The sequence below is a fragment of the Desulfuromonas sp. genome (assembly GCA_002869615.1).
Classification (GTDB): domain Bacteria; phylum Desulfobacterota; class Desulfuromonadia; order Desulfuromonadales; family UBA2294; genus BM707.
On record PKUH01000016.1, the window covers coordinates 23864 to 40413 of the forward strand.

At 58.9% G+C, this 16550-nt stretch carries 3 protein-coding genes and 1 pseudogene; all 4 read left to right on the forward strand.

The window, feature by feature from the left end:
* The first annotated feature begins 240 nt into the window (after positions 1-240).
* The 4 genes and pseudogenes from ispH (at position 241) to C0623_02895 (ending at position 16523) form a co-directional block, all read left to right on the forward strand.
* Positions 241-1107 (forward strand): 4-hydroxy-3-methylbut-2-enyl diphosphate reductase, encoded by an 867-nt coding sequence (ispH, locus tag C0623_02880; GenBank protein ID PLY03000.1) that lies wholly within the window; start codon positions 241-243, stop codon positions 1105-1107.
* 85 nt (positions 1108-1192) lie between these two features.
* Positions 1193-2737: a 2-nitropropane dioxygenase gene (locus C0623_02885; protein ID PLY03015.1), complete on the forward strand. Its 1545-nt coding sequence runs from the start codon at positions 1193-1195 to the stop codon at positions 2735-2737.
* A gap of 32 nt (positions 2738-2769) precedes the next feature.
* Positions 2770-9528 (forward strand): beta-ketoacyl synthase, encoded by a 6759-nt coding sequence (locus tag C0623_02890; GenBank protein PLY03016.1) that lies wholly within the window; start codon positions 2770-2772, stop codon positions 9526-9528.
* Between the two features lie 2 nt (positions 9529-9530).
* Positions 9531-16523: pseudogene (locus tag C0623_02895) on the forward strand (type I polyketide synthase).
* Positions 16524-16550: the final 27 nt, after the last annotated feature.

A 16550-nucleotide genomic window follows, 5' to 3' on the forward strand; every position in this document is an offset into this window, starting at 1 on the left:
GTGTCATTGGCACAATGGGATTCAAGAAAACCGGCAAATAACATCAATTTTCATTGGCATCAAGTTTGCTCTGAAAATGGTGCTGTGTTATATGACCCCTGCGTTCCGGAAGGTGCAATACGTCCCTGTTTTCAGCGGCGAGGTCTGATCGAAGTTGCCGCCGAGTTGGAGTCCGCTCGCCAGCTTGTTGGTTCAAGCCTGACGAAGGTAACACCGAATGGCTGATTAACAGGAATTCTTATGGATATTTTCAGGGCAGAAAAAGCCGGTTTTTGTATGGGCGTTGAACTGGCCCTCGCTAAACTTGATACGTTGATTCGCAAGGAACCAGGCCACACAGTCTACACCCTCGGGGCAATTATTCATAACCCGCAAGTGGTCAAGATGTATGCTGACAGGGGTGTGGTCACACTGCAAACGGCAGACCAGGCCCCGTCCGGGTCGACCGTGGTGGTTCGGGCGCATGGTATCGCGAGGAAGGTCCGAGAGGATCTGTGCCGGCGCCGGATCAAAATCGTTGATGCGACCTGTCCGAAAGTGATGTCGGCCTGCCATTTGATCGAGCAGCATACAGTTGGTGAGCGCATCCTGTTGCTTTATGGCGAGGCAGCTCATCCGGAGGTTAAGAGTCTGCTGAGTTATGCGGGTGGTGAGTCGGTGGTGTTCGATGGCATGGCGCATTGTGCACAATTGAACCTCGATCCGGATAAAAAATATTGCCTGGCGGCTCAGACGACGAAGGATAAGGAACGGTTCCGGGAGATCAGCGATTATTTACAAAAGCGGCAGCAACTCGATCTGTTGATTTTGGAGACGATTTGCGATGCCACCAGGCAACGGCAGCAAGAGGCGGTCCGCATTGCCGGGCAGGTCGATTTCGTTATTGTTGCCGGTGGTTATGAGAGCAGCAATACCCGCTGCCTCGTTGCGATCGTCCGGGCCCACGGAACCAGGGCGCTGCACGTTGAAACGGCTGAAGAGCTGCCCCTTGAGAAATTGCGAAATTACCGGCGCATCGGGCTGACGGCCGGTGCCTCGACACCCAAAGAGGTGATCGATCAAATTGAAAGGGTTTTGGCCTCGATGGAGGAGATAACAGTTGAATAACTCGGCACAGCAGAGCGCTTCGTCGCTCGGTTCATTCCAGGCGGCAACAGGGGTTGACGGGTTGTCCGAACAGAACTGTCTCGAGATGTTGCGCCAGATTAAGCGGCCGCTCTATCTGGTGGCGCAGAATGGTGCTACCAGGATCATGCCCGGGATCTGCAACCCCGCCGGGGAGACCGGGGATCGCCACAACTTCAACGGACTGGTGCCGGCCTGTTCACTTGAAGCGCTGGGGGATGCCGGTTTTTGCCGCAGCCATGATATTAAATTTCCTTACGTTGGCGGCTCTATGGCCAAGGGGATCAGTTCGGTCGCGATGGTTGCGGCGCTGGCCAAGGCCGGGATGCTCGGCTTTTTCGGTGCTGCCGGACTGGCGCTGGGCGAGGTCGAGGCGGCCATTGATCAGTTGGCGCAGCTTGCTCCGGGTCTGCCGTATGGGTTCAACCTTATTCACAGTCCGAACGAGCCGGAGCTGGAAAACGCCCTGGTTGATCTTTATCTGCGGCGCGGCATCGACCTGATTGAGGCTTCGGCGTTTCTCGACCTGACCCCGGCTCTGGTCCGTTACCGGACCCATGGGCTTTACCGCGATAGTGCCGGCCGGGTTGTTGCGCCGAACCGGGTCATTGCCAAGGTTTCGCGCGAGGAAGTTGCGGCGAAATTTTTTGCACCGCCGCGGGAGCGCTTTTTGCGTGAGTTGGTTGCTTCAGGGCAGCTGACCGAAGAACAGGCGCGGTTGGCCGCCGAGATTCCAATGGCTCGGGATGTCACTGTCGAAGCTGATTCGGGCGTGCATACTGACAACCGGCCTGCCCTGGCGCTCTTCCCGACGATCCAGGCGCAGAAGAGTACTGCTCAGAAGGAATATGGTTACAGGACGCCTCTGCGGGTTGGCCTCGGTGGCGGTATCGCGACACCGGCCGCGGCGGCCGCCGCTTTTGCCCTGGGTGCAGCCTACCTGGTGACCGGAACGGTTAACCAGGCGTGTATCGAATCCGGCACCTGTGATGAGGTTCGCCAGATGCTGGCCGAGACCCGGCAGGCGGATGTCACCATGGCACCTTCCGGCGATATGTTCGAGATGGGTGTCAATGTACAGGTGATCAAGCGCGGCACCATGTTTTCAATGCGCGCGGCGAAGCTTTATGAACTCTACCGGGCGCATAGCAGCCTCGACGATCTGCCTGTTACGGAACGGCAGAAGCTCGAGAAGACGATTTTTCGCAAAGAGCTCAACCAGGTCTGGGCAGAAACACGCAGCTATTTTGCCGAGCGCGACCCGCGCCAGTTGGCGAAGGCGGAAGCCGATCCGAAATACAAGATGGCGCTGGTGTTTCGCTGGTATCTCGGCCAGTCGCCGGTCTGGGCCAATAAGGGCATGACCGACCGCAAGCTTGATTACCAGGTCTGGTGTGGTCCGGCGATGGGAGCTTTTAACGAGTGGAGCAAGGGGACGTTTCTCGAGGCAACCGGTCAGCGCAAGGTTGCCACCGTAGCAATGAATATCTTGTTTGGTGCGGCCGTGTTAATTCGTGCCAGCCAACTTAAACTGCAAGGGGTTGGCCTCGAAGACGAGGCGGCTTTGACCACCCCCCTTGAGATTGAACAGATCAAGGAGTTTCTCAGTTGAAGAACAACAACTTGGAACAAAAAGCCGTAGCAATGAAGCCACTGGCGATAGTCGGAATTGGCAGTATCTTCCCCATGGCTAATGATACGGGAACGTTCTGGAGCAACATCAAGCAGGGTGTCGATGCGATCACCGAGGTTCCGGAGACCCATTGGCGTTCTGACGATTATTTTGACGCCGACCCAAAATCGCCGGACAAGGTGTATGCCAAGTGCGGCGGCTTCCTCTCGCCGGTCGATTTCAACCCGATGGAATACGGGGTGTTGCCCAATGCGCTCGAGGCGATCGACACCTCGCAGCTGCTTGGCCTGGTTGCCGTGGAACAAGCGCTGCAGGATGCCGGCTACGCGACCGGCAAGGAATTTGATCGCGACAAGGTCAGTGTCATTCTCGGAATTACCGGTACCCTCGAGCTGGTGGTGCCGCTCGGCGCCCGACTCGGTCATCCCCGCTGGCGTGAGGCGCTCAAGGATGCCGGTATCGCCGATGCGATCGCTGAAGACGTCATGCAGCGCATCAGCGATTCTTACGTTCCCTGGCAGGAAAACTCCTTCCCCGGGCTACTGGGTAACGTGGTCGCCGGCCGGATCAGCAAGCACTTTGATTTCGGTGGGACCAACTGTGTTGTTGACGCCGCTTGTGGCAGTTCGCTGAGCGCGTTGAATCTGGCGGCGCTCGAACTCGCGGCCGGTAAGGCCGACATGGTTGTCTCGGGCGGGATCGATACCTTTAACGATATCTTTATGTACACCTGCTTCAGCAAGACGCCGGCTTTGTCACCGTCCGGCCATTCGCGGCCCTTTGCTGCTGATGGTGATGGCACGACGCTTGGCGAAGGCCTGGGGATCGTCGTTATCAAGCGCCTGGAAGATGCTGAACGCGATGGCGACAAGATCTACGCCGTGATCAAAGGTCTCGGCGCCTCGAGTGACGGGCGTGGTGCCGCAATCTACGAGCCGAGCGCCGCCGGTCAGCAAAAAGCTTTACGCCGTGCTTATGAACAGGGTGGCATTGATCCGAAGACTGTCGAATTGATTGAGGCGCACGGTACGGGCACCAAGGTCGGTGACGCGGTTGAAGTTTCGGCACTGAAAGAGGTCTTTGGCGAAGCGGCAGAGCCGTGGTGCGCGATCGGCTCTATCAAGTCACAGATCGGCCACACCAAGGCTGCGGCCGGTTCGGCAGGTTTGATCAAGGCTGCGATGGCGCTCTACAACAAAACATTGCCGCCGACAATCAAGGTCAAAAAACCGCAGGACACGGTGACTGCAAGTGGTTCGCCTTTCTACGTCAATACAGAGCTTCGTCCCTGGATTCCACGCGGCGATCATCCGCGCCGGGCAGGGGTCAGTGCACTCGGTTTCGGCGGCAGCAACTTCCACTGCCTGCTCGAGGAATACCAGTCTGCCAAGGCGACGGTTGATTGGCAGGGCGATGTCCAGCTGGCACCATTCAGCGCCGCTGATATCGCGGGGCTGGAGTCAGCTCTGCAGGCGTTTCCGGCGGATGGTTCATGGAAAGATATCCGCCTGGCCGCTGCGGAGGCCCGTGCTGTTTTTAATGCCCGGGCCGCCTGTCGTCTCGCCCTGGTCTTTGACCGGTCAAGTGACAAGAGTGCAGCTCAGGTGCAGACAGCCTTGAGTATGCTGCGCAGCAAAGGTGAAGAGTCTTTCTGGAGTACCCCCGACGGGACCTTTTTTGCCCGTGGTGAGAATGCGGGTAAACTGGCGATGCTCTTTCCCGGGCAGGGCGCACAGTATACCGGGATGCTCAAGGATCTGGCGGTCCACTTCCCACAGTTCCTCGAATCATTTCGGGCCTCTGACCAGGCCTTTATTGCCAACACCGGCGGTGAGCAAGGGCGCCTGACGGAACTGGTTTACCCGCGGCCGGTTTTTGATCAACAGGCCCACGACGAAAACGAGATGAAGCTGCGTGCTACCGAGGTGGCGCAACCGGCGCTTGGCGCTGTCAGCCTCGGGGCGCGTGATGTGCTTGCCGCATTCGGCATCAGGGGTGAAGCTTTTGCCGGGCATAGCTATGGCGAACTGACCGCACTTTGCTCCGGCGGCTTCTTCGATACGAGTGCCCTCAGTGCATTATCACGCCTGCGCGGAGAGTTGATGGCTTCCGGTGAAGGCGACCTCGGTTCGATGCTGGCGGTTTCCGCACCGCTCAACCAGGTTGAAAGCTTTCTCGAGGAATCCGGGTTGCAACTGGTTCTGGCGAATCGCAATACGCCTGAGCAGGGCGTCCTTTCCGGTGCGACCGACGAAATTGAAAAAGCGGCAAAGCTGCTTGATGAACAGGGTCTGCGTTACAAGCAGCTGTCTGTTGCAGCGGCGTTCCACAGTGAACTGGTCGCTGCTGCCAGCGGCCCCTTCGGCGAGCGGCTGAAACAGATAGATTTCAAGCAGCCGACAGCCGATGTTTACGCCAATACCACCGGTGCTGCTTATCCGGTCTCTGCCGCTGAAGCGCGGGAACTGCTGGCGACTCAGCTTGCCAGCCCTGTCGATTTTGTGGCCGAGATTGAGGCGATGTATGCTGCCGGTATGCGGACCTTTGTCGAGGTTGGTCCCGGCGCCCGCCTGGCCGGCATGGTCAAGGCGATTCTCGGTGAGCGTGAGCATCAGGCGATTGCCATCGACGCATCTAACGGCAAGCGTTCCGGAATCAATGATCTGGCGCGCGCCCTGGCACAGCTGACCGCTCTCGGTTACCCGGTTGATTTGTCTCTCTGGGATGAAGGGTATGCCGAAGCCTGTAAAGCAACCCCGAGCAAAAAAGGGATGACCGTTCAGTTGACTGGCGCCAACTATTTCCAACGACCGGCAAAGCGGCCACCAGTGCCACAACAGCCGGCAGCAGCCGCGCCGACTCCACCGCCGCAGAATGGTTCTCAATCAGCTCCTTCGACCGCTCCGGTGGCTGCCGGTGCCGGCTCTTTACAGGAGGCATTGCAGATTACCCGGCAGAGCATGCAGGCGCTACAGGGATTGCAGGAACAGACGGCACGTTTGCATCAGCAGTTTCTGGCCGGACAGGAATCGACCACCAGGACTTTCCTCAATCTGGTTGAACAGCAGAATCGATTATTGCAGGGCCAGCCGGTTGCGGCTGTCGCTGCCCCGGTTGCGGCTCCTGCTGCGGCTTCGCCTCCGGTAGAGCCTGCGCCAGTTGCCACTCCGCCGGTTGCCCCGGCCGCGGCCGTTTCCGCGGATGCTGTCGCCCGACCGGAAGCCCCGGCCATAGACAGTGGCCAGGTTTCTTCAACCCTGCTTGCCGTTATTGCCGAGAAGACCGGCTACCCGGAAGAGATGCTTGAGCTCGAGATGTCCCTTGACACCGATCTCGGGATCGATTCGATCAAGCGGGTAGAGATTCTTTCTGCATTACAGGAACAGCTTCCGGAAGCTCCGGCGGTGAAGCCGGAAGACCTCGGCACCTTGCAGACTCTTGGTCAGATCATCGACCACCTGAGCGCCGGTATGGTCCCGGCAGCAGACCCCGCCGCGATTCCTGCTGCTGCTTCCGCACCTGCGGTTGATGCCGGCCGCATTACAAATGTGTTACTGGAAGTCATCGCTGAAAAGACCGGTTATCCGCAAGAGATGCTCGAGATGGAGATGGCGCTTGATACCGATCTCGGAATCGATTCGATCAAGCGTGTGGAAATCCTCTCGGCCTTGCAGGGACAGCTGCCGGAGGCACCGGCGGTAAAGCCGGAGGACCTCGGCGTGCTGCAGACCCTTGGCCAGATCGTCGAACATTTAAGCGCCGGTATTGCCGTTGGCGCGCCTGCGGTGCAACCCGAAACTGCTGCGGGCCCGACTGTCGATAGCGACCGTGTTGCTGCAGTGCTGCTGGAAGTCATCGCCGAAAAGACCGGTTATCCGCAAGAGATGCTCGAGATGGAGATGGCGCTTGATACCGATCTCGGAATCGATTCGATCAAGCGCGTTGAAATCCTCTCGGCCTTGCAGGGACAGCTGCCGGAGGCACCGGCGGTAAAGCCGGAGGACCTCGGTGTGCTGCAGACCCTTGGCCAGATCGTTGACCACCTCGCAGTTGTCGGTAGTACGGATCCTCCGCCGGTTGTTGCTACGCCGCAGGCAGCGCCTGCTGACCGCGATCTTGTCGCGGCGACCCTGTTGACTGTGATCGCTGACAAGACCGGCTATCCGCAAGAGATGCTTGAACTGGAGATGGCACTTGACACCGACCTCGGCATCGATTCGATCAAGCGTGTGGAAATCCTTTCTGCATTGCAGGAAAAGTTGCCCGGCGCACCGGCGATCAAGCCGGAGCATCTTGGTACGCTCCAGACAGTCGGCCAGATTGTCGATTTTCTGGCGAGTGTTTCCGGCGTCGCCCAGCCGGCCGCAAAGGTTGAAGCCCCCTTTGAGCTTCCTTCCGTAGGCAGTGGTGTCGAGCGTAAGGTGCTGAAAGCCGTTCCGTTGCCGGCCGGTGGCGAGCGCATGGCTCTCAAACTGCCGCAAGGGTCGAAGGTGTGGGTCACTGACGATGGCTCGACCCTGGTTGACGCGCTTTGTGCCGAGCTCGATTCCAGGCAGCTGGTCGCTGAAAAAGTCGCGGTTGCTGCTTCGGCTGAGTTGACTGCTCCGGCTGATCTGGCGGGGGTCATTGTTGTTGCCCCGCACACCGGAGCCGATGATGCTTTTGTGCGGAACGCGTTTACCCTGATTCAGAAATCGGGTGATGTGCTTAATGCCAATGCTGCTAAAGGTGGAGCTTTTCTGACCACCGTATCCCGGCTCAACGGTCAGTTTGGCCTGGCGTCTGCAGGCCCTGTTGCCGATGCTCTTTCCGGGGGGCTGGCCGGTATCAGCAAGACCGCCAGTCATGAGTGGGCGGAAGTCTCCTGCCGGGCCTTTGACCTGGCCGAAGACCTTCCGGACGATGCACAAATCGCTGAAATGCTGGTTGCCGAAATGCTGCTTGACGGCGCGCCGGAAACAGGTCTCAGCAAAGACGGTCTGTTCACGCTCAAACTGGTCGAGGAAGTTCTTTCCGGGGAGACGATCGATGCTCCCGTCAGTTACGGTGACGTGGTCGCGATCAGCGGTGGTGCCCGTGGCGTCACGGCAGAGGTTGCCGTCTCCCTGGCGGCCGCCAGTCGTGCCACCCTGTTGCTGCTCGGTCGTAGTGAAGCGCCCCAGGCTGAACCGGCCTGGCTCGAGGGATTGAACAGCGAAGCCGAGATCAAGAAGGCCGTGATCGCCAATTCAGAGGAGCCGCTCAAGCCGAAGGATGTCGGGCGTAAATGCCAGGAGATTCTCGGCAACCGCGAGATCCGCAATACCCTGCATCGCATCAAGACCGCTGGCGGTCAGGCAATTTACCGTTCGGTCGATTTGCGTGACAGTGCTGCCGTTGCCGCGGTTGTTAATGATGTTCGTGCGGAGTATGGTCCGATCAGGGGGTTGATCCATGGTGCCGGAGTTCTGGCTGATCGTTTGATCAAGGACAAGACCGCCGAACAGTTTGAGCAGGTTTACTCGACCAAGGTTGATGGCCTGAGAAGTTTGCTTAATGCGATTGCCGAAGATGACCTTAAATTCATGGTGATGTTCTCTTCCTCAACTGGCCGCTATGGACGGACCGGGCAGGTCGATTATGCCGTAGCCAACGAGATTCTTAACAAGACGGCTCAACAGGAAGCCGCGGCGCGTCCAAGTTGTCGGGTTCTGTCCCTGAACTGGGGCCCGTGGGATGGTGGTATGGTGACACCGGAGCTGAAGAAAATCTTTGCTGCGGAAGGGGTGGCGGTAATCGACCTCAAGGCCGGTGCCGACTATCTGGTCGAGGAGATTGCGACGCCACCCGGTGGCCCGGTCGAACTGGTGATCCTGGGCGGACGCGAAGAGGCCGCAACCGAAAGGCCGGCGACCGAGAATATCTATATCTCCAGAGCCTTTGATCTCGACGTTTCGATTGAGCAATACCCGTTTTTGGCCTCACACGTTATTGACGGCAAAGCGGTTCTGCCGATGGCGGTTATGATCGAATGGATGGCGCATGCGGCAATTCATAATAACCCGGGATTGCTTTTCCATGGTTTTAATGACCTGCGTGTGCTCAAGGGAGTGACCCTTGAGCAGGGGGAGGTGCACTCGCTGCAGGTGATGACCGGCAAAGCGATCAAGAGTGCCGGAGTACACGTGGTGCCGGTCGAGTTGTCGGGTGTTGCAGCGAATGGACAGCAGTTCGTTCATTCCCGGGCCCGGATTGTCCTGGCGGCAAAACTGCCGGAAGGCAAGCGGGCTATGGAACGGGTTGAGCTCCAGCAATACAGCCGTCCGATTGAAGAGATATACAACCCGGATCGACTCTTCCATGGTCCGGATTTTCACGGTATCCGCGAAGTGATCGGTTGCTCCGGCGAAGGTATTGCGACGATGGTAAAACCGGCGCCAAAACCTGATGAGTGGATCAAGCAGCCGCTGCGGAACTCGTGGCTCTCGGATCCCCTGGCCCTGGACAGCAGCTTTCAGATGATGATCCTCTGGAGCTTCGAACGCTACAATTCGGCTTCGCTGCCGGTTTTCGCCGGGCGCTATCGCCAGTACCGGGATAACTTCCCCGGCACGGGCGTGGAGATCCGGGTTCAGGTAACCAGCCAGAGCGACAGTAAGGCGGCCGCCGATATTGATTTCGTAGATCCCGACAGCGGGGTACTGGTTGCGCGAATCGAAGGTTACGAATGTGTTATTGATGCTTCGCTGAATGCGAGCTTCCAGCGGAACAAGCTGCAGGGAGCTGCCTGAGGATGAAACACGGACAATCGGTTGCAATCGTCGGGGTCGGCGGCATTTTCCCAATGTCACCGACCCTGGACCGTTTCTGGGAAACAATCGTCGGGAATGTTGACACCTCGCGTCAGCCGCCGAAAGGGCGCTGGCTGCTCGATGTTGAAGATGCCTACGATGCCAGGGTCGGCGTCCCGGACAAGGTTTATTCGAAAAAAGCCTGCTTCCTTGACGACGAAACCGAGACAAGGTCAATCCCCGGACTCGATATCGATGCCGATTTCCTCACCAAGCTTGACCCGATGTTTCGCCTGTTACTGCGTGCCGGACATCAGGCTTTCAGTGATGGTCGGATTGATCAGCTGAATCGCGAGCGGGTCGGTGTGATTATTGGCAACCTGGCCTTGCCAAGTGAACTCTCCTCGACCATGGCCCGTGATTACCTCGGGCATGCTTTCGCAGAAAAATTGCTTGGCCCCGAGCAGGTCCCGGAACTCCCTTCAGTTGATCCCCTGAATCGCTATGTTGCCGGATTGCCCGCCGGAATCCTTGCCAAAGCGCTCAGCCTGGGCGGGACCTGCTATACGCTTGATGCCGCTTGCGCCTCATCGCTTTACGCGATAAAGCTGGCGGTTGATGAACTCGTTTCCGGACGAGCCGATGCGATGCTGACCGGCGGCCTGGCTCGCCCCGATTCGCTTTATACCCAGATGGGTTTTTCTCAGCTGCATGCGCTCTCTCCGACGGGCACCTGTTCTCCTTTTGATGCCAATGGCAACGGCCTGGTGGTCGGTGAGGGCAGCGGCATGTTTCTCCTCAAGCGGACCGAGGATGCCGTGCACGCCGGTGATCACATCTATGGGGTGATCCGCGGTATCGGCCTCTCCAATGATCTTGGCGGCAGCCTGCTGGCCCCTGCTTCCGAAGGACAGCTGAGGGCGATGCGCTCTGCTTACCAGCAGGCCGGATGGTCGCCCTCTGATATCGATATGATCGAATGCCATGCGACCGGTACTCCGGTCGGAGACGTGGTCGAATTTTCCAGCCTGAGGACTCTTTGGGGTGATGACGGCTGGCAGCCCGGTCAGTGTGTGATCGGTTCGGTCAAATCAAACATTGGCCACCTGCTAACCGCAGCCGGTTCGGCAGCCCTGATGAAAACCTTGCTGGCGCTCAAGGAACGAACCTTGCCGCCGACCGCTAATTTTTCCAACCCGGCAAAGGGGGTTGACCTCGATTCCAGCCCTTTCCGTGTACTGCAAGAGGCGAAACCCTGGAAAGCGCGCAAACAGGGGCAGCCACGCCGTGCGGCGATCAGCGCCTTTGGCTTCGGCGGTATCAACGCGCACCTGTTGATCGAGGAGTGGATTCCGAAGAAGCCCGTCAAGAGTTCGGTCACATATCTGCCAACCTCGAAGAAGAAGGCGACTCCGATTGCGATCGTTGGTATGGGGGCGCATTTTGGCCATTGGGGATCTCTGGACGAGTTGCGCAGTCGACTTTTGGGCGGAGGGCCCGATGTCGACCCGCAGCCACCGAAACACTGGTGGGGAGTGGAACAGAGTCGCTGGTTCCGGGAAAACGGTCTGCATCAGGATTCTTTCAAGGGGTTCTTTGTTTCTGAAGTTGCGGTTGCTCCGGGCGCTTTCCGGATTCCACCCAGGGAGGTGGAAGAGATGTTGCCGCGGCAGCTGTTGATGCTCAAAGTCGCTGCTGAAGCGCTAAAAGACGCCGGGCTTGAAAAAGATGACCTGCTCTTTACCGGCGTCTTTATCGGGACCGGTCTGGATCTGAATGCAACCAACTTCAGCTTCCGGTGGGGAATCGAAAAATATGCCCGAGCGTGGGCGCAGCAGTTGGGCCGGGAGCTCTCTGACCATGAGCTGCAGCAGTGGATTGCCTAATTGCGAGAATCAGCTGGCCCGGCCTTAAGCGCCAACCGGGTGATGGGGGCCCTTGGCAGCATTGTTGCCAGTCGCATCGCCAAGGAGTTCCGCGTTGGCGGCCCGAGCTTTACCCTCTCCAGTGAAGAGAATTCCGGTCTACGCGCCCTCGAAGTCGGGGTCCGCGAATTACAGGAAGGTTCAATCAACCGCGCTATTGTTGGTGCTGCCGATATGGCCGGTGATTTACGATCTGTGCTCGGCCGTCACGCTTCCCATCCGTTCTCTGCCAAGGGGGCAGCTTCACCTTTCGATCAGAATGCCGATGGTGCTCTGGTCGGTGAAGGCGCCGCGGCGGTTATCCTGAAGCGCCTCGATGATGCCCGGCAGGATGGTGATCACATCTATGCCGTGATCAAGGGCCTCGGGACCTCAACCGGTGGCCCGGTCGAAGAGAGCCATACCGATAGCGACACTTACACGCGCTCTGTTGAGAGAGCCAGCCATGAGGCGGGGGCCTCTCCCGAAACCGTCAGCTACCTGGCAGCCAATGGTAGTGGTTTGCCCGATGAAGATGAGTTGGAGGCGAAGGCGCTCAGTACGTTTTTCGGTAACCAGAAAGCCGAGAACCCTTGCTATATCGGAAGTGCCATAGCCGATATCGGGCACGCCGGTGCCGCCGCCGGACTTGCCTCTCTGGTTAAGGCTGCGACCTGCCTCGATCAGCAGATCCTTCCGCCGCTGCGCAACCTCGAATCACTGCGTTTCGATTGGGTACGTGGCATGCGCAGCTTTATCGCTCCTGACTCGGCCCGCTACTGGTTGCGCAACCGGGCTGAGGGTCGGCGGCGGGCGCTGGTAAGCGGTGTCGGCGCAGACGGCACCTGCTCACATGCCATTCTCGAAGGAGTTGACGCCAAGGCTGCCCCGGGTCATTTTGTCGATCGTCCACTGGGAGCCATGGATGAAGGGCTGTTCGCACTGGATGGTGATAATGCGAACGACCTCGTGACACGGATTTCTCAATTGCGGGATTTTGTCGCCATGGCTCCTGATGGCGATATTGAGCAGTTTGCCGCCCAATGGTTTCTTGATGCAAAGCTGAACAGCCAGCATAAGCTCTGTGTTGCCATGGTTGCGTCGAGTCGTGCAGAACTGCTGGCGCAACTGGAGCATGCCGAGCAGTCATTGAGCCGCGACCCGGAACAAGCGCTTGGCTATCATGGCAGCTCTCTTTCAACGGCCATTCGTGATCGGCTCTTCTACTCCCCCGATCCTCTGGCCCGTCAAGGCAAGGTGGCCTTTATCTTTCCCGGCTCCGGCAACCATTTTGCGGGGATGGGTGCTGAACTGTCTGCCCGCTGGCCGGCTATCTACAACGCTCAGGACGCCGACAGTAAATTTTTAGCCCGGCAGTATTTGCCCGGACACTTCTGGAAACCGGAGTTGGCAGAGGCTCTACACGAGAACCATAATGCCCTGGTTATTGCCCAGGTGGCTCTCGGTACCGCGGTGAGTGACCTGGTCCGCAGCTTCGGTGTTGAGCCCGACGTGGTCAGTGGCTACAGCCTAGGTGAGTCGGCGGGTCTGTTCTCGCTCAAGGCCTGGCGAGATCGCGACGGCATGGCGCAGAGGTTGGCAGAATCAACGCTCTTTACCGAGGATCTGGCGGGTGAATGCAAGGCTGCGCGCAAGGTCTGGGGATTAAAGAAAAATGAACAGGTTGACTGGATCCTCGGTCTCGTCGGGGCGCCGGCCGCGCAGGTCAAGAAAGCTCTCAAAGGCAAGGATAAAGCCTACCTGCTGATCATTAACACCCACAATGAGTGCGTGATCGGTGGTGATCGCAGCCAGGTTGAAGCCCTGGCCAGTGAAGTCGATGGGCATTTCTTCCCGCTGCGCGGCGTCACGACAGTTCACTGCGAGGTTGCCGAACCGGTCAGGAAGGCCTACCGTGATCTGCACCTTTTCCCGGTGACCGCTCCCGAAGGGATCTCCTTCTACAGCTGTCACCGTGGTGAACGCTACGCGGTGACGACTGACAGTGCCGCTGACGTCATCCTCGGCCAGGCTCTGCAGACGGTCGACTATACCAGGGTTGTTGAACAGGCTTATGCTGATGGCGTCCGCATCTTCCTCGAGATGGCACCGGGCAACTCCTGCAGCAGAATGATCAGCAGTATCCTGGACGGCCAGCCGCATATGTCCAGGGCGGCCTGTTATCCCGGGCAGAAACCGACTTCGTTGCTTCTGCGTCTGCTGGCAAACTGTCTTGCGGAACGTGTGCCGCTGGATCTCTCTGTGCTTTATCCGGAGAGTATCGTGGCGCCGGAAAAGAGTGCAGGTTCGCGCATTGCAACGGTGATCGGGGGCGAGGCTTTTTCCCCGGCGCCACTACCGCCGGAAATTGCGACGGCAAGCGCTGTTGACGAACAGCCGACAGACGGGCCGCAAGACACGGAACACCTCAATCAGGAGCCAGGGGCCAGTCCCCGGCCAGTCCCCGGCCAGCCCAGGGATCTCAGTCAGGATCCGCTGGTGGCGCAAATGGCTGAGACGGCGGAGATGCAGGCCCGGGCGCATGAGGGCTACCTGCAGTTTGCCAGCACCATGGAGAAGACGCTGACCGAGAACATCAATCTGCAGATGTCGATTCTGCAGAAGATGGCCGCGAACGGAGAGAGAATAGAGGCTGGAGACTGGGAACCGGGGTATGGAGATACTTCCTCGCCTCATTCGCAGATGGTGGTGAACCAACCCCCGGCTTCCAGCCCCCAGCCCCCGGTATTAGATCGTGACATGTGCATGGAGTTCGCCATCGGCTCGATCGCCAAGGTCCTCGGGCCTGAGTTCGCCGAGGTTGACACTTATCCGACCCGGGTACGCCTGCCGTATGAACCGTTGATGCTGGTTGACCGGATTATGACGATCGAAGGCGAGCCGCGCTCCATGACAGGCGGCCGCGTCGTCACCGAGCATGATGTCACGGCAGATCGCTGGTACCTCGATGGTGGCCGGATCCCGACCTGTATCGCCGTCGAAGCGGGGCAGGCTGACCTCTTCCTTTCCGGTTACCTGGGCATTGACTTTGTCGGCAAAGGAAAAGCGGTTTATCGGCTGCTCGACGCCGTGGTCACCTTTCATCGTGGCCTGCCGGTGCCCGGCGATGTGATTCGTTACGATATCAGGATTGATCATTTCTTCCGCCAGGATCAGACCTATCTGTTCCGCTTTAATTTTGAAGGCACGGTCAACGGAGAGCCTTTGCTGTCGATGCAGAATGGCTGTGCCGGTTTCTTTACCGAACAGGAACTGGCGGCCGGGCAGGGGATCGTCCATACCAGGCTCGACCTGCTGCCGCAACCGGGTATCAAGCCGGACGACTGGCGAGACCTGGTGCCGTTAAAGGTCGAATCGTACGATGCGGCAGAGGTGAATGCGATCTACGCCGGCGACCTCGGCCGGGCCTTCGGTGCGCCCTTTGAAAACCTTGCCTTGACCAAACCCTATACCCTGCCCGGTGGCTACCTGAAGTTGGTTGACCGGGTCATCGAACTTGATCCGCAGGGCGGACGCTATGGCCTCGGCCAGATTCGCGCCGAGATGGACATCCGTCCGGACGACTGGTTTCTGACCTGTCATTTCTGCGACGATAATGTCATGCCCGGCACCCTGATGTACGAGTGCTGCATGCACACCCTGCGCATCTACCTGCTGCGCATGGGCTGGATCGGGGAGGATGGCAGCACCTGGTGCGAGCCGGTGCCCGGTGTTGACAGCGGCCTGAAATGTCGCGGCCAGGTGGTCGAGACGACCAGGACCGTCACATACCAGGTCAGTATCAAGGAGCTTGGTTACGGCCCGGAACCGTTTGCCATTGGTGACGCCCTGATGTTTGCCGACGGCAAGCCGATCGTCGAGATCCCGAATATGTCGATCCGCCTGGCCGGGTTGAATCGTGCCAAGGTCGAAAGTTTGTGGGGACAGTCTCAGTCCGGTTCCCGGCCCCCGGCCCCCGCTCCGCGGGTTCTCTATGATTACGACAAGATCCTGGCGTTCTCGGCGGGTAACCCCTCGGAAGCATTTGGTGAGCCGTACCGGATCTTTGACCAGCAGCGCAAGATCGCCCGTCTGCCGCGCCCGCCGTTCCAGTTTCTCGACCGCATCGTCGGCGTCACCGGTGAACCGTTCAAGTTGGTCGAAGGAGCGACCTGCGTCGCCGAGTACGATGTGCCGGAAGATGCCTGGTACTTCGCGGCCGGGCGCCAACCGCAGATGCCGTTCAGCGTTCTGCTCGAGACCGGGCTGCAGCCGTGCGGCTGGCTGGCGGCCTATCTCGGGTCGGCCCTGACCAGCGAGACCGACCTCAAATTCCGCAACATCGATGGCGATGCCGTGCAGCACCGGGCGGTTACGCCGGAGTCAGGTCTGTTGACGACCCGGGTCAAGATCACCCGCATTGCCAGCAGCGGCGGCATGATTATCCAGAATTACGATTTTGAAATCAGTGATCAAATCGGGCCGGTCTATACCGGCACGACCGTGTTCGGCTTTTTCTCGGGCGAGTCGCTTGCACAGCAGGTTGGCGTGCGTGAAGCGCAGCTGTACACCCCGACCGCGGAAGAGCTCGCCCGTTCCGAGTCCTTTGCCTATCCGGCTACGGCCCCTTACCCCGAAAAGCAGCTGCGCATGCTCGACCGGATTGAGCTGTTTGTTGCCGATGGCGGGCCGGAACGGCTTGGCCTGATTCGCGGCAGCAAGAGGGTCGATCCTGAAGAGTGGTTCTTTAAGGCCCACTTCTATCAGGACCCGGTCTGCCCCGGGTCCCTCGGGCTCGAATCTTTGCTGCAGCTGCTCAAGGTTGCGGCGATGAAACGATGGGGCGGGCGTGAGCAAAGTCTGTTTGAGACCATGGTTCTCGGCGCCCGGCACAGCTGGAACTACCGCGGCCAGATTATCCCGAGCAACGATCAGGTTGTGGTCGATGCGGTGATTACGGCGGTCGATGACGATCAGCAAATACTGAAGGCAAACGGCTTCCTCTCGGTTGATGGCAAGGTCATCTATCAGATGACCGACTTTACGATCAAGTTGCGCGAAACGTCGGCCAGTCAGCAAGGACTTGCCTGAGCCGGCTGTGGCAGGTAGTATGGGCAA

Excerpts from the sequence above, each read along its gene's own strand:
- C0623_02890 (PLY03016.1), top strand. The coding sequence starts at position 2,770 with ATGAAGCCACTGGCGATAGTCGGAATTGGCAGTATCTTCCCCATGGCT.
- C0623_02885 (PLY03015.1), top strand. The coding sequence starts at position 1,193 with ATGTTGCGCCAGATTAAGCGGCCGCTCTATCTGGTGGCGCAGAATGGT.
- ispH (PLY03000.1), top strand. The coding sequence starts at position 241 with ATGGATATTTTCAGGGCAGAAAAAGCCGGTTTTTGTATGGGCGTTGAA.